Source organism: Rhodospirillum sp. A1_3_36 (genome assembly GCF_047263945.1).
GTDB lineage: Bacteria > Pseudomonadota > Alphaproteobacteria > Rhodospirillales > Rhodospirillaceae > Rhodospirillum.
This window is the reverse complement of sequence record NZ_JBLAVB010000003.1, coordinates 586108-608224: the sequence shown is the minus strand read 5'-3', so window position 1 is coordinate 608224 and position 22117 is coordinate 586108. Positions and strand designations below refer to the sequence as shown.

Genomic DNA, 22117 nt, shown 5'->3' with positions numbered 1-22117 from the left:
GGCGCGGGTAGCCCCCTCCCACTGTACACAACAGTGGGGGTTTTCCCTTCACGGAGCTTTGCCCCTTCCCCCACTGGGGCCGAAAGGCCCCAGACCCCGGACATGTATTGGCCGAAAGGCCCCAGACCCCGGACATGTATTGGCCGAAGGGCCCCAGACCCCAGGCTAAAAAAATGCGGGTTCGGGGGCACCCCTATGCGTATTCCCCTCCTTGCCAAGGCGGCGGAAAACGGAAATAGTGTCTTCGTTCTCAGGGCGGGGTGAAAGTCCCCACCGGCGGTATGCGGCGAAATCCGCGAGCCCGCGAGCGCCTTTTCAAAGGGAATCCCCAAAGGGAAAGGGTCAAGCAGATCAGGTGAGAGGCCTGAGCCGACGGTTACAGTCCGGATGGAAGAGAACGCGCAACCTCCCCGCCCATGACCATGGTGCGGGGCGGAGGTATTTGCGTGTGATCGCCTTGGGTGCCGTGTCCAACCCGAAAGGAGATCACCATGACACACACCCAATATGCGTTCATCAAGGCCAATTGGCACAACGACATTGTTGACCAGGCCTTGGTGGGGTTCACCCAACTCATTCCCGACCACCAAATTGAAGTCTTCGACGTGCCGGGAGCCTTCGAAATGCCCCTGCTCGCCCGGGACCTCGCCCAAACGGGCCGGTACGGCGCCGTGGTGGCTGCGGCGCTCGTGGTTGACGGCGGCATCTACCGCCACGATTTCGTGGCCCAGGCCGTTGTCGATGGCCTGATGCGAGCCAGCCTGGACAGCGGCGTTCCTGTGCTATCCGTCTCCCTGACACCGCACCACTACCAGGAAACCGAACACCACAAGGCCATCTATCGGGAGCATTTCGTGATCAAGGGCCGGGAGGCGGCGGAAGCGGCCCTCCAGGTCCAAAGGGTCCGCGCCAGTATGGCAGCCTAGAGTGCTCCGAGATCCAGTTGGGTCGCTTCGCGACCAAACTGGATCTCGAAGAGACTCTCATTCTAGAGCATCTCGCCTGATTTATGGATCCACGGGACACGACAGTGTCTCGTGTTTTTTAGGCTTGGAGTCTGGGGCCTTTCGGCCCCAGTGGGGGACGGGGCAAAGCCCCGTGACTGGAAAACACCCCCTCTCGTGTAGCGTGTCACGACTCAAGGTCGCAATCCGGCTCTAATTCAAAACCTCCCGCACCTTTTCAGCCAGGGCCTTGAGGCTGAAAGGTTTTGGCAGGAAATGGGTGTCGGGCTGGTCGACGATATCCCCCTTGATCACGTCCTCCGAGTAGCCGGAGATCAAAATAATCCGCAAGCCGGGACGGTTCTCCCTGGCTTTGACGGAGAGTTTAGCCCCGTCCATGCCGGGCATGACCATATCGGTGATCAGCAGATCGATCCCCTGTCCGGTTTCCAAAACCTCCATGGCACCTTCACCACTGCGAGCCTCCAGCACCGTATAGCCCTTGTTGCGTAGGGCACGGGCGCCGAAGATCCGGACGGCGTCCTCGTCCTCCACCAGCAGGATGGTCTCCTTGCCCGACAGGTCGCGGACATCCTCCTCGGCCTTGCCTCCCCCCTCCTTCGTCGGTCCTGTCGCCAGGGCGTCACTGCCTGCCGCCGGTGCAACACCATCCGGCGGCGGTTCGTGGCGCGGCAGGTAGATGGTGAAGGTCGCGCCCTCCCCCTGGGCGGAATCCACAAAAATATACCCTTCGGTCTGGCGGACGATTCCATATACGGTAGACAATCCCAGGCCCGTGCCGGCCCCTGCGGTGCCCTCGGATTTGGTGGTGAAAAAGGGCTCGAACAAGCGGGCGAGATTCTCCCGGCTGATCCCCATGCCTGTATCGGTCACATCAATAACCACATAGTCTCCGGATGGGACAGAGTTCACCCCTTTCCGCCCCGTCCCGTCGACAATTTCCCGATGGGTGGAAATCGTCACCGTTCCCCCCTCCGGCATGGCGTCCCGGGCGTTGACAGCCAGGTTGATGATCACCTGATCGAACTGACCCGGATCCACCTTGATATGCCCCGGCTCCTGACTGTGAAGCATCTTGAGGGTCACCCGCTCACCCAGCAGGCGGCGCAGCAGGTGGGAGAGTTCCGACAATCCATCGGTCACCGACAACAAGCGCGGACGCAGGGGCTGGCGCCGGGAAAAGGCCAGCAACTGCCGCACCAGATTGGCCGCCCGATTGGCGTTCTGCTTGATCTGCATGATATCGGCAAAGCTGGGATCCCCAATGCCGTGGCGTTGCAGCAGCAAGTCCGAAAAGCCAATCATGGCTGTCAAAAGATTGTTGAAATCGTGCGCCACCCCACCGGCCAGTTGCCCCATGGCCTGCATCTTCTGCGCTTGAGCGAATTGCTGTTCCAAGTTCTTTTGTTCCGTGGTGTCAATCAGATGGGCGACAACCCCGTCTGGGGGCTCTCCCATCCGGGCCGCGGAACCGGCACCGGTCATGGGCGAAAGGAAGACCCCAACCGCCACCTCCCGGGTTTCCTCCCCCTGGGCAACGGTCAGCCGCAAGTCCGCGCGTGCACCGTCCAAGGCTCCGGAGCCCACCCGGGACACCAATCGGACCAGATCGGCCCGGTCCGAAACGGCGACCAATCCAGAAAAGGGGCTATCGAGCACCTCGGACCGATCCGATCCGACCATAGCCAGGAAAGAGGCGTTGCAATCGGTAATCGCCCCTTCCGGATCCAGCAGGGCAATGCCTACGGGGGCACCGTCAAATAGCCAGGGGCGACGGCGGGTCCAACCGCCCTCCCCTTCCCCGGCCCGGGGTATGACCTCGGGCAAGCGGGTAACCACCGACCGGGTTCGCAAATGCCCGGCATCGTCGAAAGTGGCCTGGCGAACCTCCGCGTCAAAGGGGGGATCGTCCAGGGGAAGGAAGCGCAGCCGCCCCTCCCAGGCCCCGTCGAGGGCAGGAATCTGTCCGTCGACCATCTCCCCCAAATCCATGCCAACCATCGTCTCGGCCGTCCGCCCCAGCCATTGCGCGAGCACCTGATTGACGTAGCGCAGCCGCCCCTCGCTATCGACAGAATAGAGCCCGGCGGGTAGAAAATAGAGGAAATCCGCCAGCTCTTCCCGCTCGCGCAGCAGGACCTCGTCAATGGCCCGGCGCGCCGTCACGTCCCGGCTGAACCACATGCGGGTGCCTGTCTCGGGGCCCGGCATGACCATGACGCGCGCCCACTCCGGCTCGCTGAAGGCCCCCAGTCCCTCCTCCCTCAAGGGAAGATCCACCTCCTCCTTCAAGCCTTGGCGGGCCGCTTCCTCCAGCCGTTCCAGGGCATCCGCAGCCATCATATCGCCATGCAGCCGACGGCGGAGGTGCTCCAGGGGCTCCCCTTCTCCCCATTGACTCACCGCCTGGGTATTGGCGTGCAAAACCCGTCCCTCTTCGGGTCCTCCCAATAGTCGGGGGCCATCTTCGGCGTCAAGCAGGGCCGCAGCCGCACGGCCCCGCGCCGCATCTTCTATCAGGCGGAGGTTTCTTTGGCGCAGTCCTCCCAGGGATGCCAAGGCGAGCAGACTGCCCAGGACCGCACAGCCCCCAGCCAGCGGCCCCACGCCCAGCAGGGTCCCAAAGCCCCCCCCCAGCGCAATGCCCGTGCCCAGAACGCTCCCCCATAAGGGGAGACCGTCCATCCCGCCACTGTCAAATCCTGTGGCAAGTCCTTTGCCGGGTCCTGCGGCCCGTCTCCTGTCATTCATCGTTTGGTGGTCTTTTTCAGGCGCATCACGTAACCGATGACCTCGGCAACAGCCTTATAGTGCTCTGCAGGGATTTCATGGTCGATTTCGACTGCGGCATACAGGCCTCGGGCCAGGGGCGGATTTTCAACGATGGGCACTTCGTTGTCCTCGGCGATTTCACGGATTTTCAGGGCGATGAAGTCCTGCCCCTTGGCCACCAGGACCGGGGCAGACATGGTTTCCATATCGTATTTCAGAGCGACGGCGAAGTGGGTCGGGTTTGTCACCACGACGCTGGCCTCGGGCACCTTGGCCATCATCCGCTCCCGGGACCGTTGCATCCGCAATTGGCGGATTTTGCTTTTGATCTGGGGGTCGCCCTCGGTATTTTTATGCTCGTCCTTGACCTCCTGCTTCGTCATTTTCTGGTCTTCGTTGTGCTTGTATGTCTGGAAGGTAAAGTCAGCCGCTGCGATGGCCGCCACGATCACCACCACCGCCACGAGAAGCAGGATCAACAGCTCGTGCAGTTCAACCAGCGTCACGGCCATATCCTGGTCCATGAACCGCTCGGGGTTCGACAGGCGGGGAGCCAAAAGCACATAGACCACGGCCAACACCAGGCCCATCTTGACGATGCTCTTTGCCCCCTCCATCACCGTGCGGATGGAAAACAACTTCTTCAACCCACCGATGGGACTGATTTTGTTCAGCTTCGGTGCCATCCGCTTGGGTGCCCAGAGAAAGCCGAATTGCCCCACACAGGACAGTATCGCGAGCAGGACGAGCAGCCCCAAGGGCAGAATCATCAGGAAGCCCACTTTCAACAAGAGCGCCGACAATAGATCCCGCAACCCCTCCGCATCCAGATGGAACATATGGGGACGATCCAGGAAGGTGATACTCAGTAGCGCAATCCGGTCGGTGATCCAGGGGGACAGAATGGCCACGATGACCAGAGCGCCAGCCAGCAAGGCGAAGCTTTTGACCTCCTGCGACTGGGCGACCTGCCCCTCTTCCCGAGTCTTCGCCAGCTTTTTCGCCGTCGGGTCCTCTGTCTTTGAGTCCTTGTCCTCGTCGGCCATGACGCCCTTCCAGGGTTATTGATCCCCCACCGCTCGCATTCAGCGCAATCAGATTGGACCCATTTGGTCTCGAAGATACTCTCCTATCGATATGAACGAGAGTAAAACCAAGCGCGTGGACCCAAGCTGATCCCGTTTCACTCTAGAGTATCGCGCGGAAAAGTGGGAACCGGTTTTCCGGTCCACGCGATAGGCTCATACCCAGGTGCGGTGAGTTTGCCTCACCGCACCTTGGAAGGGGCCAAGTGGCCGCCGCGCCTTATGGCGGGTAAAAGCCCGCCTGGCGTTTGAACGCAAGAAAAGCGGCGTGGGTTTAAACCCGCGCCGCTTGGTATAAGGATTTGATCTAGCGAAGGAAGCCGATGAAATTATCCTCGAAATGCCCCATGAAGGCCATGAGGATCACCGGCACAGTGGTCATCAACAGAGATAAGCCGAAAATAATCTGGCCGGGCATGGCTACGAAAAGGACATTCAACTGGGGCATCAACCGGGCAAGCACGCCCAAGGTGGCCTGGAAGATAATGCCATAAACCACGAAGGGTGACGCCAATTGCCAGCCGAGACGAAAACCATCGGTGAGCAATTTGGAAAGAAGCCGAATAATGTCGCCGGTATCGGGCAGGATTCCAGGCGGAAAGACTTGGTAACTGCCGACAATCGCTTGCAACATCAAATGGTGCATGCCAAGGGTGAACAGCAGCACAAGAGCCACTTCCGACAAAAAGCCGGAAATCAGGCTATCCTGCTGAGAGGTTGCAGGATCAAAAGCCTGAGCCATCATCAGGCCCGTGGAAAACCCCATCACCGTCCCCGCCAGATTGATGGGAACCATCAAGAATTGGCCCAACAGTCCCAAAAAAAAGCCGATCATCGCTTCGGCGAGAATCAGGAGGACCAACAGCGTGGCATTATCCGGGATGGGGGGCAATCCACCACCCACTGTGGGCAGCACGACCACAGAAATGGTCACCGCCAATAAAAGGCGAACTTGGACGGAAAGATAGGCGGTACCAAACCCGGGCAAGACCATCATCGCCGCCCCCAAACGGACGAAGATCAGAAGCAAATGGAAGACATTCAGGTCAAGATAGGCGTCGAACATCGGGGTGTCCCCCTTTCTTCCCTTTGACAGGGATCAGGATAGGGATACGGCGATGTCCATGAGGCGTTCCATAAATTCAGAAACTTCCCGCACCATCCAGGGCAACAGAAGCATAATGACGGCGAAAACCAAAATGATCTTGGGAACAAAGATCAAGGTCATTTCCTGAATTTGGGTCAGCGTCTGGAAGAGGGCAATGACCAAACCGATAGCCATACCAGCCAACAAGGGCGGCGCGGAGACGAGCAGCATGGTGAAAATGGCATCCCGCGCCACATCCATGATCATCGCCTCTTCCACAGGGAATCCTCACTTTCCGACACCGCGACACACCTTGCCCAGCCTATGATCTTGCCAAGCCTATGATAGGGTTCGCCCGGTTTTGGTCAATGCCCGCAAGAGGCAGGGCCTGAGCGCACCAGGATCAAACCAGTTCGGTCCAACCCATAGTACAATTTAGAATTGAACAAAATTAGATCGGCATCCGCAAAATAGATTCATAGGCATTCACCACTTTATCGCGCACAGCAATAACGGTCTGCAAGGTGGTCTCTGCATTGTTCACCGCCATGACAACATCCCGCAAGTCGGCCTTTCCCTCGATGGCCAGCTTCGTCATATCCTCGCCCTTGCGCCCCGCATCAATGGTTTCCTGAACGGCCCCCTGAACCATTTCGGCGAATTTGGGTCCCTCGGACTTCTCGCCCATGGGATTGGTGATCGCCCCTGCACCTTCGGCCCCCCCCATGCGTGAGGCAGACTTATAGGCGGAAACGGCACTGGCGAAATCGACGGCCATGGGTTTGTTCTCCTGAACACATATCCCTGAGGGACTGAAGTCCTAAGGAATGAGGTCTCTGTTACTGCAGAAGTTCCAAGGTGTTCTTGGTCATCTCGCGAGCGGTTTTGATCACGTTCAAATTGGCTTCGTAGGACCGCTGGGCTTCGCGCATATCCATCATCTCCACCAACGGATTGACATTGGGCGTCAACACGTAACCCTGATTGTCCGCTGCGGGGTGACTGGGATTGTATTCGCGGTTGAAGGCGCTCATGTCCTCCATCCGACGCCCCACCCTAACCACTTTTGCCCCCAATTCCCGGTCCATTTCGTCGCGGAACGTCATGATCCTCCGACGATAGGGATCCTCTCCCGCCCGTTCCGCCACGGAATCGGCGTTCGCGAGGTTCTGAGAAATGGTGCGCAAGCGCTCCGCCTGCGCCTTAAGGCCATAGGTGGCGATCTTGCTGGATTGTTTCAGCTCATCCATGTCTATGCTTCCCCAACCCCGTTCTATCGACCGCTACGGGTCGCGATCTTGATCATATTCAAATGTTTCTTAAGCAACTGAACGGACATCGTGTATTGGCTCTTCGTCTCGCCCAGCTTGCTCATCTGCTCTTCCAGAATCACTTCGTTGCCGTCGGGCGAGCTTTCATAGGGATAGCGCTCCACCTTCTCCTGGTAGGGACCGCTATCGGGCAGACCACCAGACATATGGGCCGCATTCGTTCGCACCATATTGACCCGCTTGGATTGGCTGAGGGCCAAATTTTTGAAATCCAATTCCTTCAGATCTTTGGCCTTATAGTTCGGCGTATCGGCGTTGGCGATGTTCTGGGACAGAACCTTCTCGCGCTGGGCAGACCAATCCAGGCGGTCCTTCGCCATTTTAAAGATCGCCAGTTTGCTCAGATCCATGGTTTCAGACTTTCGCGTTCTGGTGGGGCCCCGTTCAACTGGGACCACATTCAGGATGAACTGCGTTCCGGAGAGGACGCGGTCCTGTGGACATATCCGAGGGGGCCTCTGCCTGTCGAGGGGGTCGCGTAAAATTCATCGCGACGGACAGACTCCTTCGGTCCCTATCACCGTCTCACACTATCACACCCATTTCCTTAACAAACATTGAATCATCGGAAACGAATGCCCGACAAAATCCACGCCTTCGCCCCCCTCGTGCGCCGACGCAGTCAAAACATCAAACCTTTGGTTACATTAGATCACGATAAAATCAAGTCTGCCCGACCTGATTTCATAAACGTGATCTAAATCATATAGTTAGATCGGACAAGTGGGAAGCGCCACGGTACACGACAGTCTGCCTTTTCCCACCCTGGGGCGCTGCCCCAGCCCCCGCCGGGGCCAGCGGGCCCCGGACCCCAATTCCTTGAAAAGGAATAGAAAAAGGGGAGGCTTGGAGGCTTCGCCTCCAAAAAGCACGGGGCGTTAGCCCGGTCTGTCGGCCCTTGTCGTGTACCCTGGGGCCGCCGCAGGGAACGCGGAGCGGACAACCGGTTTTCCGCTTCGCGCAATCCTCTAACCATATGAGTCTAGATATTAACACCTTCTTAACTCGGGCTTGCGAGTCTAGGTTTGAAGCCATCCAATCGGAGAAATTCGGGTGAGCGAAAAAAAAAGCCGCCCCCCTGTCCCTGGAACGCGGACTCGGAGCGGATTGGAAGATCCCAAGTCGTCCCCGAAAGGGTCGACCAAAACCGGTGACGATGGCGAGACCGTCGCCGTTGCGCTCGACTACGATCCCACCTCCACCGGCTCCGCCCCTAGAGTTTTGGCTACGGGACGGGGCGCAGTGGCCGAGCAGATCCTGGAGCTTGCTTTCTCCCATGGGGTGAAAGTGCGCGAGGACGCCGATCTCGTTCAAATTCTGTCCGCCGTCGATGTCGACAGCGAAATTCCCGTAGAGGCCTTCGCCGCCGTGGCAGAGATCCTCGCCTATGTCTACCGCGCCAATGGCCAGATCGCCGGAACGTCGGAGGACGGGGGATCGGAGCTTTCAGGCAGCAGCGCTGATGCCTTCTCCGCCGCCATGGCCGCCTCTCCAATGGCGTCTTCGACGGCGCCGCCACTCCTTCATGGTGCCGCGCGGATCTCCATGCCGCTGCCGACCCTGGACGGCGAAGCCGCCGCCCCGGGCGAGTCCGAACCGGCCCCCTCCCCCACAGGTCTCTCCGATAAGGAGCCCCTTGCATGACCCCGCCGACAGCGTCCTCCTCCCAAAATACCGGCGCCATTTCCGTTGAACTGGAGAAGGTCAATAGCCTGATCGCCACCGCCAAACGATTGGTGGGAGAGGAGCGGGCCGTCGACCTCTCGGCCCTGGAGGGCAAAGTCTCGGCCCTGTGCAAGGCCGTAACGGACCTGCCCCGGCAGGATGGACGCCCCTTTATTCCGAGCTTGAAATCGCTTATCACAGGGCTGGACGAATTGGAGGCCGCCCTGCACGACCGCTTTGGACCGCTGCTGTTCGATCCCCCTGAGGGCGCTCCAGGCCATACGCCCCCCACCAAGGCCGCACAGGTCACCCGGGCCTATGACGCCCTGGACGACGTCTGGCAGCCCCCACCCACACCTTCTGGGAAAGGGTCCTAGAGTATTCCGAGATCAAGTTGGGTCGCGTCGCGACCAAACTTGGCCTCGAAGATACTCTAAAACTTATAGAACGAGAGTGAAACGGGGCCAGCTTGACTCAAGCTGATCCCGTTTCACTCTAGAGCATCGAGCGGAAAAGTGCGCACCGGTCTTCCGGTCCACTCGATGCTCAACTTGTTGAGCTAAAACGACCCAACTCCTGTCCCTTGTGGGGACAGGGCCCGTACAAATAATGAAACACACAAGCGCTGACTCGTCGGCGCTCCCTTGGAAACCGACCGGTTCTCGCACCATGGACATGGACAATTACCTTCGCTTCATGCTGGCCCTCGTCTTCGTACTGGGGCTGCTGTTCGCTCTCGCCTATGTCCTGAAGCGCTTCGCCGCACCCGGCATGGTTCGCAACCGCTCGGCCAAGCGGATCAAGGTGTTGGAAACCCTCGCCGTCGACCCCAAACGGCGCTTGGTCCTGGTCCGCAGGGACAATGTGGAACACCTGCTTCTGGTGGGCGGCAGCACCGATCTCCTGGTTGAAAGCGGCCTCCCCGCCCGGGAGGAGGACGATGCCGAACGGGGACCCGGCACGGCCTTCGCCCGCATGCTGAAAGGCAACCGCACTGCTTCAGGGACGGGAACGGACTCCCCCGGAGCGACAGCCGACTCCAACGTCAGCTTGGATGGAGAGCCCCGCCCATGAGCAGGCCCACCGCGCGTAAGTCCACCGCTTTTCAGGGTCGCGTCCCGGGCGCGCCGGGTCGCAAGACCCTTTGGCTCATGGGGGCCATGGCACTCGCGATCTGTGTCGGATTGGTCATAGCCATCTGGGGTGCTAACCCCGCGCTGGCCCAATCCCTGAACCTGAACCTGGGAGGCGACGCAGGTGGGGATGGCTCCACCACCTCGCGCATTATTCAGCTCGTGGGTTTGCTGACGGTCCTCAGCCTCGCGCCCGGACTGCTGATCATGGTCACCAGTTTCACGCGGGTTGTGGTGGTACTGTCCATCCTGCGCCATGCCCTGGCGACCCAAACCGCACCTCCAAACATGGTCATCACCAGCTTGGCCCTGTTCATTACCTTCTTCATCATGGCCCCCACCTTCGAGCAGGCCTGGGACAATGGACTGGCCCCTCTCATCGCCGAAGATATTACCGAAGAGGAAGCCTTTCCCCTTATCGTTGAACCCTTTCGGGTCTTCATGCTGGCCCATGTGCGGGCCAAAGATTTGGACCTGTTCATGTCCTTCAACAAAGAAACGGTGAGCGACCCCTCGGAGGTGTCCATTCAGGCCCTGATCCCGGCCTTCATGATCAGCGAGTTAAGGCGGGCCTTCGAAATCGGCTTCCTGATCTTCCTGCCCTTCGTGGTCATCGACATGGTCATCGCCTCGGTCCTGATGTCCATGGGTATGATGATGCTGCCCCCTATGATGCTGGCCATGCCGTTCAAGCTGATCTTTTTCGTGTTGGTCGATGGCTGGTACCTGATTGTGGGCTCGCTACTGTCCAGCTATGGCGGTGGACCGGGTGGGGGATAAAACCCCGCCCCTCCCCCGCCTCTCCATTGCGCAAGATCACAGAGTCTCCATCGACAACTCTCGTGCATCCCTCAGGAAGGCCTCCACCTCAACCTCTGTCGTCTCGAAAGAAGCGACCAGACGCACCGTATCTGACTCCGGCCCAGCCGGATAAAAGGCATGCCCCCGCTCCCGCAATCCCTCGCGCAGGGCTTCGGGCAGTTCGACAAAGGCCATATTGGCCTCCACCGGTCGTAGCAACCGAACGCCCGCGTTTCCATCCAACCCGGCACCCAAACGTGCGGCCATGGCATTTCCATGGGCCGCAGCCGTCAACCAGAGATCCCCCTCCAGCCAACCCACGAATTGAGCCGACAGGAATCGCATCTTGGAAAAAAGGTGACCGCCCTTCTTGCGGCGGAATTCCATCTCGCGCTTTTTCGCCGGATCGAAGAGCACCACCGCCTCCGCGGCGAGACATCCCCCCTTCGTTCCCCCCAATGAGAGCACCTCCACCCCCGCCTTCCAGGTGAGCTCCGCCGGGGAGCAGCCCAAGGCGGCGACGGCGTTGGCAAAGCGCGCTCCGTCCATATGCAAGGCCAGATGATGGCGCTTGCAGACTTCCGCCACCTCAGCAACCTGGGCCGGGGTATAAAGGGTCCCCGCCTCGGTCACATTGGTGATGCTGACCGCCGCTGGTTGGGCCACATGAACGTCATGCCCTCCCGCCTGGACAACCGCCTGCTCCAAGGCCGAGAGATCGATCCGCCCTTCGGACCCCGGCAGGTCAATCAGCTTGGCGCCGCCGGAGAAGAATTCGAAGGCACCGCATTCATCGACGTTCACATGGCCGTCCAGGTGGCAGTAGACCGCCCCCCAAGGGGGTGTCAACCCGGCCAGGGACAGGACATTGGCTGCCGTGCCCGAGGCGACGGGCAGCACCGCCACCTCTCGCTCGAACACCTCCGCCAGCCGGGCTTCCAGCTTTTCGGTCCAAGGGTCGGCCCCATAGGGCATGGCCGGACCGCTCGCTGCGGCCGCAAGGGCCTCGACCACCTGAGGAAGGGCACCGGAAACGTTGTCGCTACAGAGATTGACCATGGGAAACACGCATATCCTTAAGGGGGAACAACGCCTAAGAGATAAGGCGTTGTTCCCCCGGGACAAGATCCCATACCGCAGCGTCGGCACAAGGCTGGCAGAGGTCTGGTCCTTTTGACGGTGCTTGTCTTATCGGGAAAACCGATGCCCGATTTTCCCGACGGACTCCAAATCCGGTGTCATTATACCCAATGGGTCGGGAGGAACGTTTTTCCCAAAATCTTCAAACCGAACAGGGCCGCATAGGGTTCGGTACTGCTCCTGAAACCGGTGACGCAGGTCCTTTGCTCTTCAAGGTGAACCTCCCCACCGCCATCGCCACCACCGCTCGCTTCAATATTGTCGCTGAACTTGAAGGCGATATAGTCTAGTCCCGCGCCGCATCTGAGTTTCATGAATTTGACGTAAGCGTCACTGCTCGGCGTGACTGCGGGACCCAGGAAAAAACCGTCGTCATCCCCTCGGTTCCGCAGGCTGAACCACCCTATTTCCGATGCGGAAAGGTAGCCCTGGATCAAGCCGACATTGGTCAAATAGAGGCGCTCATACTTGATCTCGATGTCACCGACGTAGTCCGCCCAACGGGAGATGCGGACCGTAGCGATACGCCAAGGGTTCACCTTCCAATCAGGACCGCTCATAAGGTCGTATTTTTTTCTTCCATCATCGGTGCCATAGAGCGGGCTCTCCCAATCCTGAACATTCAATTCAGGCACCCCATGCCGGAGTGACTTAAGCTCGGGCAGGTCACCCAACTTTCTCGCCGGGCTCTCCTCATATGAGAGGAGAGCCCCCCTCAGCGCTTTCATATCCAATTCGGCTTCCTTGCCGACGGTATCCAGTTTCGGGTCGGGCGCATTGCCGAAGTAGCGATAAATCAGACTTATCCATTTTACGTGTTTGTAGAGCGCGCGGATCTGGAACGCATCATCACGCACCTTCTCGAAACGATCGATATTCTGATCCACCTGATAGAACACCTGTTCGTCGTCGGGCACGACATTGTAACTGGTCAATTTCAGATCCACGACGGCCGGTTTCGGCAGCTCTTGGGTCAAGATGCCCATCGCAAAATCGATATGACGGGTAGGAGGATCATCCACCGAAGGCACCCCCCCTTTAAAATCAGCCAAGCCGTCGGCCACAACACGCAACTGACAGGCCACGTTAATTTTTTCCATACCTTTGGCGAGATCGTTTCTTATTTCAGTGGTGACGGGAATTCCCTTGATGTTGGCTGACAATCCTAGATTTGCTTTTACTTCCTGAGCCTCGTCATGGGTTGTCGCGAAGTAGACCAGAGCCAGGGCATAGCGGGCGCCCGTGGTCACGGAGGAGACGAAGCGATCACCATATTTCGTATAGAATCTGATGTAACTGTTCAGGTCTCCCGGGGTCGGGCGAACGGTGTCATCACGCCATTTTACCGCCCCCCCCTCGGTCACGAACCGTTTCACCCTGCTGTCGATGTACAAAACAACGCTGTGATTGGTGGTTTTTTGCGCAACCGTTTCCTGATACCCGACATCAAGGCCCAGGACACCTTTGATGCCGATGTCCAGAGAGGCTCCGAATGTCTCAATTTTAGACATTGCCTCATACCCTTCCCAGTAATCCATGATGCATTGGCTACCTTGTGCACCGGTGGTACTGGGCTGGTCTGAGAAAGTGACGGCCTGGTTAGGGATGAGCTCTCCAACCAAGCACTTATAGCTTTTCAAGATATGTCCCGCTGCATTCTCATCAAACGCCATCTCACTCTCCATTTGGTTGCTTACCATCACTTATACAATTGACATTATACCACATATGTTTAATGTTTATAGATGTAATATACATTTTTACGCTTATATACGGAAAAATTTAATCTAAAAGTGTGCGTGACGGACAACCGATTCTCCGGCCCCGACGGCGCGCCTGCCTAAGGCACGGATGAAAGAAGATCTGGCCCTATCCTCAAGTTATTGATTCCAAACAAAAGTATCCGTAAGAAATCGATTCCGATTTCCCGCAGTTTGATCTAGGCTTGAACCCGGATACAGTATGCATGCAACCGCTGGGGAGTAGGTCGCGCATGGGGAATGAAGCGGTGGCCCTGGATGTCCAGGGAATCCACAAGACTTTTGGACAGCTGGAGGTGCTCAAGGGCATTTCCCTCACCGCTCGGGACGGGGATGTGATCTCCATCCTCGGCTCCTCCGGCTCCGGCAAAAGCACCTTCCTGCGCTGCCTGAACCTGTTGGAAAACCCGGACAAGGGCTCCGTTCGCCTGCGGGGAGAAGAATTGCACCTGAAGCCCGAGCGGGGGATCGGCCTTGTCGCGACCGATGCCAGGCAACTGGCCGCCTTCCGGGCGCGGATGGGCTTCGTCTTCCAGAACTTCAATCTCTGGCCCCATCTGACGATCCTCCAGAACGTCATGGAGGCCCCCGTCCAGGTAAAGAAGCAACCCAAGGCCGAAGTCCGGGACCGGGCATTGGCCCTGCTCGACAAGGTCGGAATCGCCGCCAAACGGGATTTTTACCCCGCCCACCTGTCCGGCGGTCAGCAGCAGCGCGCGGCCATCGCCCGGGCGCTCTGCATGGAACCCGAGGTGATCCTGTTCGATGAACCGACCAGTGCGCTGGATCCGGAACTGGTGTCCGAGGTGCTGTCCGTCATGCGCGCCCTGGCCGAGGAAGGTCGGACCATGCTGGTGGTCACCCACGAGATGAATTTTGCCCGGGACGTATCCAGTGAAGTGATTTTTTTGCACCAGGGACACATTGAGGAACAGGGTCCCCCCGCCCAGATATTCTCGCAGCCCAAGACGGAACGCGTCCGCCAGTTCCTGGCCCACCACCTGTCTTGATCCTTTTCCCGGGGGGAGGTGCCGCGGGCCTTTCCCCAAATCCACCGGATCCCATCCATTCATTAGAGGAAAAGAGGCCAACCATGCTGACCATGAAAAAGACCGCCACCGCCTTGATCGCCGCCGTTGGCATTGCCTTCGGCGCTCAGGCCGCCCAGGCCGAAAGCATCAAGATCGCCACGGAAGGCGCCTTCCCTCCGTTCAATTTCATCGATGCCGATGGCGTGCCCCAGGGCTTCGATGTGGACATCGCCAATGCCCTCTGCGAGGAAATGAAGGCAGAATGCGAGATCGTCACCCAGGATTGGGACGGCATCATTCCCGCCCTTCTGGCCAAGAAGTACGACGCCATCATCGCCTCGATGTCGATCACGCCGGAGCGTGAGGAAAGCGTCCTCTTCTCCGATCCGTACTACAACAATCAGTTCCACTTCGTCGGCCCCAAGGACAAGAGCTTCGACATCTCAAAGGAAGGCTTGAAGGGGCTGACCCTGGGTGCCCAACGGGCCACCGTGTCGGACCAGTGGATTGAGGAGAACCTGGGCGACACCGTGACCCTGAAGCTCTACGACACCGCCGAGGAAGCCTATCTCGATCTCGACGCGGGCCGTGTGGATTTGCTGCTCAACGACACCTACCCCACCTATGACTGGCTGAAAAGCGACGCCGGAAAGAACTACGAGTTGAAGGGCAATTCCGTCATTGACGACGATGTGGTCGGCATCGCCTTCCGCAAGGGGGACGAAGCCCTGCGTGACAAGTTCAACGTCGCCTTGAAAGCGATCATCGACAATGGCACCTACGCCAAGATCAACGAGAAGTACTTCCCCTTCAGCCTGCTGAATTAAGGGACCCTCCCCCTCCCCACCGTCAGCCCTGCTTTCGCGGGACTGACGGCGGGGAGGGGGCCCAAATATACGGAAATGACGCGGGTCCAAAAGGGTCCATTCTTTTTTCCTCCATGAAGGACCGGGCATGGATTTTCAGGGCTATGGCGATCTTCTGATCCTGGGGGCAGGCATGACCCTGCGTCTGGCCGTTGGTGCTGTGGCGCTGGGGCTGGTCCTCGGCCTGATCGGCGCGGCCTTGAAGCTGTCGCGCAGCAGGCTCGCCCGGGCCATCGGCAACGGCTACACCGACCTGTTCCGGGGTCTGCCGGAGCTGCTGGTCGTGCTGATCCTCTATTACGGCGCGGAAACCCTGCTCCGCCATGTCGTCAACGACCTGCTCGGCATCGACAGCTACGTGGAGATCAGCCCTTTCCTGGGTGGGGTGATCGCCCTGGGCATGATCTTCGGTGCCTATTCATCGGAAGTTTTCCGGGGCGCCGTCCTGTCCATTCCCAAGGGTCATGTGGAGGCTGCAAAGGCCTTTGGCATGACGCCTTTCATGACCTATCGGCGGATTATTCTTCCCCAAGTCTGGCGGGTGGCCCTGCCCGGCCTGGGCAACCTGTTCCTTGTCACCTTGAAGGACACGGCCCTGGTTTCAGTCATTGGCCTGGACGAGTTGATGCGCGCGGCCAATACGGCGGGGCGATCAACACGGGACTACTTCACCTTCCTGATGGCCGCAGCGGTGCTCTATCTGGTCCTGACCCTGCTATCCATGGCGGTCATTCATGTTCTGGAACGCCGTGCCTCCCGAGGGCACCTCGGCGCCGCCGGACAATAGGGGGAGGACAAAGCCATGAATTTCGAACTGATCCCCGGTTTTCTGTTCAAAATGCTGACGGAAGGTCTTCCCACCACCCTCCTCTTGGTGGGGCTTTCCGTATCCATCGGTTTCTTCCTGGCCGTGCCCACCGCCCTTTTGCGGGTCAGCCCCAATCCCGTCGTCCGCGCCCTGCCTTATGCCTATATCTTCTTCTTCCGGGGCACACCCCTGCTAATCCAAATCGCCCTGGTGTATTACGGGTTGTCGACTCTGGAGTGGATCCGGGGCAACGCCTTCCTCTGGCCCATCCTGCGCGAACCCTTCTGGTGCGCGATCATCGCCCTGTCGCTCAACACAGGCGCCTATTCCGGCGAGATCCTGCGCGGCGCAATCCAGGCCATCCCCCGGGGCGAGGTCGAGGCGGCCCGCGCCTACGGCATGCATGGCTGGCTTCTGGTGCGGCGGATCCTCTTGCCCCGGGCCTTCCAGATTGGCCTGCCCGCCTATGGCAATGAGATCATCCTGATGGTCAAGGGGAGCGCGCTGACTTCCACCATCACCCTGCTCGACATCACCGGCGTCGCGCGCAATCTTTACGCACGCCATTACACACCCATGGAAGCCTTTATCAGCGCGGGTGTGATTTATCTGGTGCTGGTCTTCGTCCTCACCCGCCTGTTGCGTTTGGTGGAGGGACGCCTGTCCCGCCACCTGCTGGGTCCGCCGGAAACGGAACTGGCCCAGGACCGTGCCGCCTAAAGATGGTGTCTTCCCCGAATTCGGCGTCAAACCCCACGCCGAAGCGGCACGATGCCTCTCACGCGCCGAAGCGGCACGATGCCTCTCACGCCAAGAAGCGACGCCGCGTACCGATGGAACCCATCCATTTCCCGCACCGCAACCTGAAGGTCTGGGGATATGGGATCATCGCCGCAGGGTTCGCCGTAATCGGCTTGGTCCTGCCCATGGTGGTCGGAGCTCCCGCCTTGCCCTGGATGCCGGTCCTCCTGGCGCCAGCGGTCTGGATGGGACTGATGTGTTGGGGCCACAGTATCCTCCTGGTGGCCTCCAACCCCGTTGGTATGCGGGTTCACACCCCCACCCAGATTTGGGGTGTTTTCCTTCCCCCCATCCAGGACACCCGCTTCCCCTGGGAGGCGGTGACGGAAATCCACCTCCTCGAAAGCCAGGATCCCCGTGCCCTGACGAACTGGGGAAAGAGAATTTCCCGACCCACCGGAGAGTTGCGGATCATCCTGGCCGATGGCCGCATGGTTTTGCTGACCTGGGCCATGGTGGAGGGCCATCTGCTGGACATCGCTGAACTGGTGGCCGTAGCCTCCAACCAACCGGTCCAGGGTCGGGAGCGGTACGCACCGGGCGGGATTTTAGGCGAGGACCATTAGTCCCTACCGGCCTAAGGCCCTCGCCCGGTCAATGTCATCCTTAACCAAGTGATTGACACAGACCTTCCCCACAGGGTTCAAAAAGGTCCCCAGGGACTTGGCCAGAACCAAGGCCGTGGGGATGCCCACGATGGTCAGGGCCAGGGCAACAATCTGGAAAAGCGCCACGACCACCGATATCAAACCGATGGGCAGGTAAATGATCATGATGAGGGTCGAGTAGGCTGACCAGACCGGGTTGCTCTCCCGCTTCAGATCCTTGCCATCAACCATGCTCCAACTGAAGGGAAGGAACAGAAATTTCCCATATTGCATCAACCCCAAACCAATGGGCGCGGTGACCACCAGAAGGGTGAGCAACAGACCCAGAAGCCACGTCCAGGCCGCCGTAACGAAACCCAAAAACGGAATGTACCACAGAATATTGCCTAACATGCGCATGGGGGCGATCCTCTCTTCATCCCAAAAAAAACACCAATCCGTCGCCATATGGACCGGCACTCCAGACGATGGAGAAGGCGATATGCAGGCCCCTCCATCCGATCTTCACTGACTTTTCCGCCGAAAACAACCAGATGCCATTAAAAGAAGACAAAGGATTAAAGCAGAAAAAATACAGAAACAAGAAATTCCCCACAGAAAATAGGTAAATCACCAGGAATAATGTAGGGTCGACATCTCATTTAGAGCCCAGGTAGACTGTATATGTGGCGATTTGAGACCATAACAGAATGAAGGGAAGGCCCTACCAATGGACGCTCTCAAAGCAGAGGCAGCATCTCCTAAACGCCTGGGTATCCTGATCATCAAGCCTTCCCGGTACGACGATGACGGCTATGTCATCCAGTGGTGGCGCTCCTTCATCATCGCCACGGGCCTGACCGTGGTCACGGGTCTCGTCGAGGACGCAGCCCGACGCCGCCCCCTGGGTCCGGACGTGGACATCGAATTCCAGATGATCGACGAATTCTCCCAGGTTATCCGCCCTGCCAAGCTGGCGAAATGGCTTGGCCAATTCGACCGGGCTGCGGTTTTCCTGACGAATGTCCAAACCAGTCAGTTCCCCCGCGCCCTGGACATCGCCCGTCAGTTCACTGATCTCGGCTTCCCCTCAATCATTGGCGGGTTTCATGTCAGTGGCACCATGGCCATGGTTCCCGATTGGGAACCCGCCTTCGCGGAGGTGGCAGCGTCAGGCGCCACCCTCTACGCCGGGGAGCTGGAATGCGGCATCGACACTCTGCTCGCCGATATCTGGGCCGATGAGGTCAAACCGGTCTACAACTTTCTGAAAACTGCCGCCGACCTGACCCTCGCCCCTGCCCAGACCATTGATCCAGAAATCACCAAGCGCACGGTGGAACGGCCCTATGGCATGGAAGTCAGCCGGGGCTGTCCTTTCCTGTGCAGTTTTTGTTCGATCATCAATGTCCACGGGCGGACCATGCGCGCCCGCGACCCGGCCAAGATCGAGCAGTATCTGCGCGACTGCGTCACCGCGACCGAGGGACGGGAAGTCCGGGTCTTCATCACCGACGACAATTTCGCCCGCAATCCCATTTGGCCCGAGGTCACCGCCATCATGAAACGGCTGGCGGTGGAACTGGACATCACGTGGAATTCCGTTGTCCAGGCCGATCTGCTGTCCTATCGGATCAAGGGCTTCATCGAGGCCTGCCGCGACGCAGGCGTACAGCGGGTCTTCCTGGGAATGGAATCCGTCCGGGCGGACAATATCGCCGCCGCAGGCAAGGGACAGAACAAGATCCACCAGATGCGGGATTCAGTGATGGCCTGGAAGCGTGCCGGGATCGTCACCATGGCCGGATATATCATCGGCTTCCCCAATGACACCCCCGAGCGTCTGGCCGAGGACATCCGCCAACTCCAGGACGTCATTCCCATCGACTATGGGGAATTCTTCCTGCTCAGCCCCCATCCGGGATCCGAAGACCACAAACGCATGCTTGCCCAAGGCGTGCCCATGGACCGGGACCTAACCCGGTACGACACCACCCACCCCGTGGTTGACCACCCGATCATGAGCCGCGAGGAATGGCAAAGGCAATATTGGAAAGCCTGGACCCAATATTATAGTGCAAAACACCTGAAAACCGTACTCGCCCGCGCCTTGTACTATGGTTTGCCAATGCTGGAGGTGCGCAGCACCTTCGTCTGTTCCCGGGGAGCTGCGGATTTTGAGCGTGTCCATGCCCTGGACGCGGGCGCCGTGCGCATCAAGGACCGTCTGTCCCGACGCCCGGGCTTTCCCATCGAACCCATGATTCCCTACGCCATCAAGCGGGTTCTACGGAATACCAAGATCCTCACCGTCACCGGTGCCGTCCTGATCTATGCCGCTCTCCTGGAACGCTGGCTGCGTCGAGAACAACGCCTGGGACGCCTCGAGAAACACATGGGCGACATCCCCCTGAGAGAGGAGGCCCCTCCCCCGATTGAAACCACTCAGGAAGCCCTTCAGACGGCCGCTGCAGCGGAATAGCCTCTTCGAACAGGGGTGCCAGATCAGCACGACCGGAATAGACCTTGGTGACGGGGAGGCCTCAGGCGTATACCGGGGGCATATACTGGGCTGTCTCCCCGCCCCACCCTTCCAGTCAGGTTATCCGCACCTTGTCTACCGTGCTGTCCGTCACCCTTCCCTTCTTCGCCATCATCGGCTGCGGCTGGCTTTCCCGTCGCCTTGCCCTCCTTCCCGAGGCCGCCGTGGCGGGAATGACGATTTTCGTCTTCACCTTCGCCCTGCCCGCCCTGCTGTTCCGCTCTACAGCCAGTCGTCCCATCGCCGAGATCGCCGATTGGTCCTTCATGGGCCTCTATGTCCTTGGCATGCTTGGGACTGCGGGATTGAGCATGCTGGTGGCGCGTCTGGTCTTCAAGGCGGATCTTCAGGGCATGGGGATCCACGCCCTAGCCGCGAGCATGGGAAATCTGGGCTTCATGGGCCTGCCGCTGATCTCGGGCCTGTTGGGGGAGGATTCCTTGACCCCAATGGTCTTGATGCTGACCCTGGATGTGACGGTTCTGGTCCCCTTCGTCCTGGCGGTTTTGGAATTGGGGCGGACCGATCAGGCCGGGGTCGGCCTGATCCGGCGGATCTGGCGAGCGGGGCGGAGCTCCATCCTGAACCCCATTGTCATCGCCATTTTTCTCGGCATCGGGGCCTCCCTGCTGTCCCTGCCCCTTCCCTTGGGGATCGACAATTTCCTCTCGCTTCTGGGAGCGGCAGCGGGTCCCACCGCCCTCTTTTCCATTGGAGCCTCCCTCTATGGCCGCCCTCTGGCCGAGGGACTGGGCGAGGCCGGAACCATGGCGGCCATGAAGCTCTTGGCCTATCCGCTGGTCATGGCCGCAATCATGCTGCCCCTGTACGGTGGGGACCCCCTTTGGACCCGATCGGCTATCCTGGTTGCCGCCCTTCCCTCTGCGGGGAACCTCTATATCTTCGCCAGCCGCTATGGGGTCCGGGTGGCGCGGGCCTCGACCGGGGTGCTGCTTTCGACGATCTTCGCAGTCGTCAGTTTTTCCCTGCTCGTCTGGCTCTGGTAAGCGCGATGCATACAGACCGAAGAGGCCACAACTCAGCAAGAAGGGTCAGGCGGTCGGCAGAGTGACCGGTTAAAAAACGGGGGTCACGGAGGATGCAATGACGAAAACGGACCCGGACCGGTACCATGCCCGAATGCGACGCGTGCTGGACTATATCGACAAGCACCTCAAGCCCGGGGTCTGGGGCCTTTCGGCCCCAGTGGGGGACGGGGCAAAGCCCCGTGACGGGAAAACATACCCTGTCGTGTACAGCGGGGTGGTTTAATCTAGGATGTCCAATGCGAAAAGGGGACCGGCTCCCCCGAACCGATCCCCCTTCGCGCAACCAGACCGGTGAAACCGGAAGCCGGTGCGGAACCCTATCTGTTTGGGTGGGAGGGAGGGGCTCCCCCGAACCGCCTCCCTCCCGCCATGCCCGAAGGCATGGGAACTCAAGCTTGGGCGAACTGGGCCCGGGCGAACTGGGCCCGGGCGAACTGGGCCCGGGCGAACTGGGGAGGTCGGCTCCCCCGAACCGAGCCTCCCCGTCACCCCCCACCCGAAGGCGGGATCTCGCGCGCGCCTCGAAAGGCACGCTGTGTTTAGATGAGGGAACCGGATCCCCCGAACCGGTTCCCTCCCATCGGGAAAGGTCAAGCCTGTCAGACCCTGCCCAACGTCCCCTGTTTAACGCTTCCCGTTCCCTCGCCGGATATCTCCGCTTGGGATTGGGCAGGCCACATACTCCCAAAAAGAT

The 22117-nt window shown here is 59.4% G+C and carries 21 protein-coding genes, 1 pseudogene and 1 riboswitch; of the genes and pseudogenes, 12 read left to right on the top strand and 10 right to left on the bottom strand.

What is annotated here, in order from left to right:
* Positions 1 to 242 precede the first annotated feature (242 nt).
* A riboswitch (FMN riboswitch) is annotated at positions 243 to 403 on the top strand.
* 88 nt (positions 404 to 491) lie between these two features.
* Positions 492 to 926: a 6,7-dimethyl-8-ribityllumazine synthase gene (locus tag ACLIRY_RS10350; protein WP_413205291.1), complete on the top strand. Its 435-nt coding sequence runs from the start codon at positions 492 to 494 to the stop codon at positions 924 to 926.
* Between the two features lie 231 nt (positions 927 to 1157).
* Here the strand turns inward: ACLIRY_RS10350 and ACLIRY_RS10345 are convergent, their stop codons facing one another.
* The 7 genes from ACLIRY_RS10345 to flgB form a co-directional block, all read right to left on the bottom strand.
* A complete protein-coding gene (locus ACLIRY_RS10345; protein ID WP_413205290.1) occupies positions 1158 to 3716 on the bottom strand; it encodes an ATP-binding protein in 2559 nt (852 codons plus the stop codon).
* Positions 3713 to 4783: a flagellar biosynthesis protein FlhB gene (flhB, locus tag ACLIRY_RS10340; RefSeq protein ID WP_413205289.1), complete on the bottom strand. Its 1071-nt coding sequence runs from the start codon at positions 4781 to 4783 to the stop codon at positions 3713 to 3715. The genes ACLIRY_RS10345 and flhB overlap by 4 nt, the downstream gene beginning before the upstream one ends.
* 346 nt (positions 4784 to 5129) lie before the next feature.
* Positions 5130 to 5888 carry a flagellar biosynthetic protein FliR gene (fliR, locus tag ACLIRY_RS10335; protein ID WP_413205288.1) on the bottom strand — a complete coding sequence of 253 codons (759 nt, stop codon included), beginning with the start codon at positions 5886 to 5888 and terminating at the stop codon, positions 5130 to 5132.
* Positions 5889 to 5921: 33 nt separating this feature from the next.
* Positions 5922 to 6176: a flagellar biosynthesis protein FliQ gene (gene fliQ, locus ACLIRY_RS10330; protein ID WP_413205287.1), complete on the bottom strand. Its 255-nt coding sequence runs from the start codon at positions 6174 to 6176 to the stop codon at positions 5922 to 5924.
* 184 nt (positions 6177 to 6360) lie between these two features.
* Positions 6361 to 6687, bottom strand: a complete 327-nt coding sequence (locus tag ACLIRY_RS10325; protein ID WP_413205286.1) for a flagellar hook-basal body complex protein FliE — start codon at positions 6685 to 6687, stop codon at positions 6361 to 6363.
* Positions 6688 to 6748: 61 nt separating this feature from the next.
* Positions 6749 to 7159, bottom strand: a complete 411-nt coding sequence (gene flgC, locus ACLIRY_RS10320; RefSeq protein ID WP_413205285.1) for a flagellar basal body rod protein FlgC — start codon at positions 7157 to 7159, stop codon at positions 6749 to 6751.
* 23 nt (positions 7160 to 7182) lie between these two features.
* Complete coding sequence (gene flgB, locus ACLIRY_RS10315) at positions 7183 to 7590, bottom strand: flagellar basal body rod protein FlgB (protein WP_413205284.1); 408 nt, start codon at positions 7588 to 7590, stop codon at positions 7183 to 7185.
* Between the two features lie 757 nt (positions 7591 to 8347).
* Between flgB and ACLIRY_RS10310 the strand changes: the two are divergent.
* The 4 genes and pseudogenes from ACLIRY_RS10310 to fliP form a co-directional block, all read left to right on the top strand.
* A pseudogene (locus ACLIRY_RS10310) lies at positions 8348 to 8656 on the top strand (EscU/YscU/HrcU family type III secretion system export apparatus switch protein); the annotation flags it as partial.
* 224 nt (positions 8657 to 8880) lie between these two features.
* Positions 8881 to 9282, top strand: a complete 402-nt coding sequence (locus ACLIRY_RS10305) for a hypothetical protein (RefSeq protein WP_413205283.1) — start codon at positions 8881 to 8883, stop codon at positions 9280 to 9282.
* A 298-nt stretch (positions 9283 to 9580) separates the two neighbouring features.
* A complete protein-coding gene (locus ACLIRY_RS10300) occupies positions 9581 to 9979 on the top strand; it encodes a FliO/MopB family protein (RefSeq protein ID WP_413205282.1) in 399 nt (132 codons plus the stop codon).
* Positions 9980 to 10065: 86 nt separating this feature from the next.
* Entirely contained in the window at positions 10066 to 10818 is a 753-nt protein-coding gene (fliP, locus tag ACLIRY_RS10295; RefSeq protein WP_413205350.1) for a flagellar type III secretion system pore protein FliP, read from the top strand.
* 36 nt (positions 10819 to 10854) lie between these two features.
* Here the strand turns inward: fliP and ACLIRY_RS10290 are convergent, their stop codons facing one another.
* Positions 10855 to 11898 carry a threonine aldolase family protein gene (locus ACLIRY_RS10290; protein ID WP_413205281.1) on the bottom strand — a complete coding sequence of 348 codons (1044 nt, stop codon included), beginning with the start codon at positions 11896 to 11898 and terminating at the stop codon, positions 10855 to 10857.
* A gap of 182 nt (positions 11899 to 12080) precedes the next feature.
* Positions 12081 to 13652, bottom strand: a complete 1572-nt coding sequence (locus ACLIRY_RS10285) for a hypothetical protein (protein WP_413205280.1) — start codon at positions 13650 to 13652, stop codon at positions 12081 to 12083.
* A 320-nt stretch (positions 13653 to 13972) separates the two neighbouring features.
* Here ACLIRY_RS10285 and ACLIRY_RS10280 point away from each other — a divergent pair, with 320 nt between their 5' ends.
* The 5 genes from ACLIRY_RS10280 to ACLIRY_RS10260 all read left to right on the top strand — a co-directional run bounded on the left by ACLIRY_RS10280 (position 13973) and on the right by ACLIRY_RS10260 (position 17811).
* The gene (locus ACLIRY_RS10280) at positions 13973 to 14749 is read left to right on the top strand and encodes an ABC transporter ATP-binding protein (RefSeq protein ID WP_413205279.1); all 777 of its coding nucleotides are present in this window, start codon (positions 13973 to 13975) and stop codon (positions 14747 to 14749) included.
* An 83-nt stretch (positions 14750 to 14832) separates the two neighbouring features.
* Entirely contained in the window at positions 14833 to 15597 is a 765-nt protein-coding gene (locus ACLIRY_RS10275; RefSeq protein ID WP_413205278.1) for an ABC transporter substrate-binding protein, read from the top strand.
* Positions 15598 to 15724: 127 nt separating this feature from the next.
* Entirely contained in the window at positions 15725 to 16423 is a 699-nt protein-coding gene (locus ACLIRY_RS10270; protein WP_413205277.1) for an ABC transporter permease, read from the top strand.
* Between the two features lie 15 nt (positions 16424 to 16438).
* Positions 16439 to 17164 carry an ABC transporter permease gene (locus ACLIRY_RS10265; RefSeq protein WP_413205276.1) on the top strand — a complete coding sequence of 242 codons (726 nt, stop codon included), beginning with the start codon at positions 16439 to 16441 and terminating at the stop codon, positions 17162 to 17164.
* A 2-nt stretch (positions 17165 to 17166) separates the two neighbouring features.
* On the top strand, positions 17167 to 17811 hold the full coding sequence (locus ACLIRY_RS10260; RefSeq protein WP_413205275.1) for a hypothetical protein: 645 nt from the start codon (positions 17167 to 17169) through the stop codon (positions 17809 to 17811).
* A gap of 3 nt (positions 17812 to 17814) precedes the next feature.
* On the opposite strand, the gene ACLIRY_RS10255 is transcribed toward ACLIRY_RS10260, so the two are convergent.
* Positions 17815 to 18252 (bottom strand): hypothetical protein, encoded by a 438-nt coding sequence (locus tag ACLIRY_RS10255; RefSeq protein WP_413205274.1) that lies wholly within the window; start codon positions 18250 to 18252, stop codon positions 17815 to 17817.
* A gap of 310 nt (positions 18253 to 18562) precedes the next feature.
* On the opposite strand from ACLIRY_RS10255, the gene ACLIRY_RS10250 reads away from it, so the two are divergent.
* Both ACLIRY_RS10250 and ACLIRY_RS10245 read left to right on the top strand, forming a co-directional pair.
* Positions 18563 to 20314 (top strand): B12-binding domain-containing radical SAM protein, encoded by a 1752-nt coding sequence (locus tag ACLIRY_RS10250; RefSeq protein WP_413205273.1) that lies wholly within the window; start codon positions 18563 to 18565, stop codon positions 20312 to 20314.
* Positions 20315 to 20454: 140 nt separating this feature from the next.
* Positions 20455 to 21381, top strand: coding sequence for an AEC family transporter (locus ACLIRY_RS10245; RefSeq protein ID WP_413205349.1), 927 nt, complete (start codon positions 20455 to 20457; stop codon positions 21379 to 21381).
* Positions 21382 to 22117: the final 736 nt, after the last annotated feature.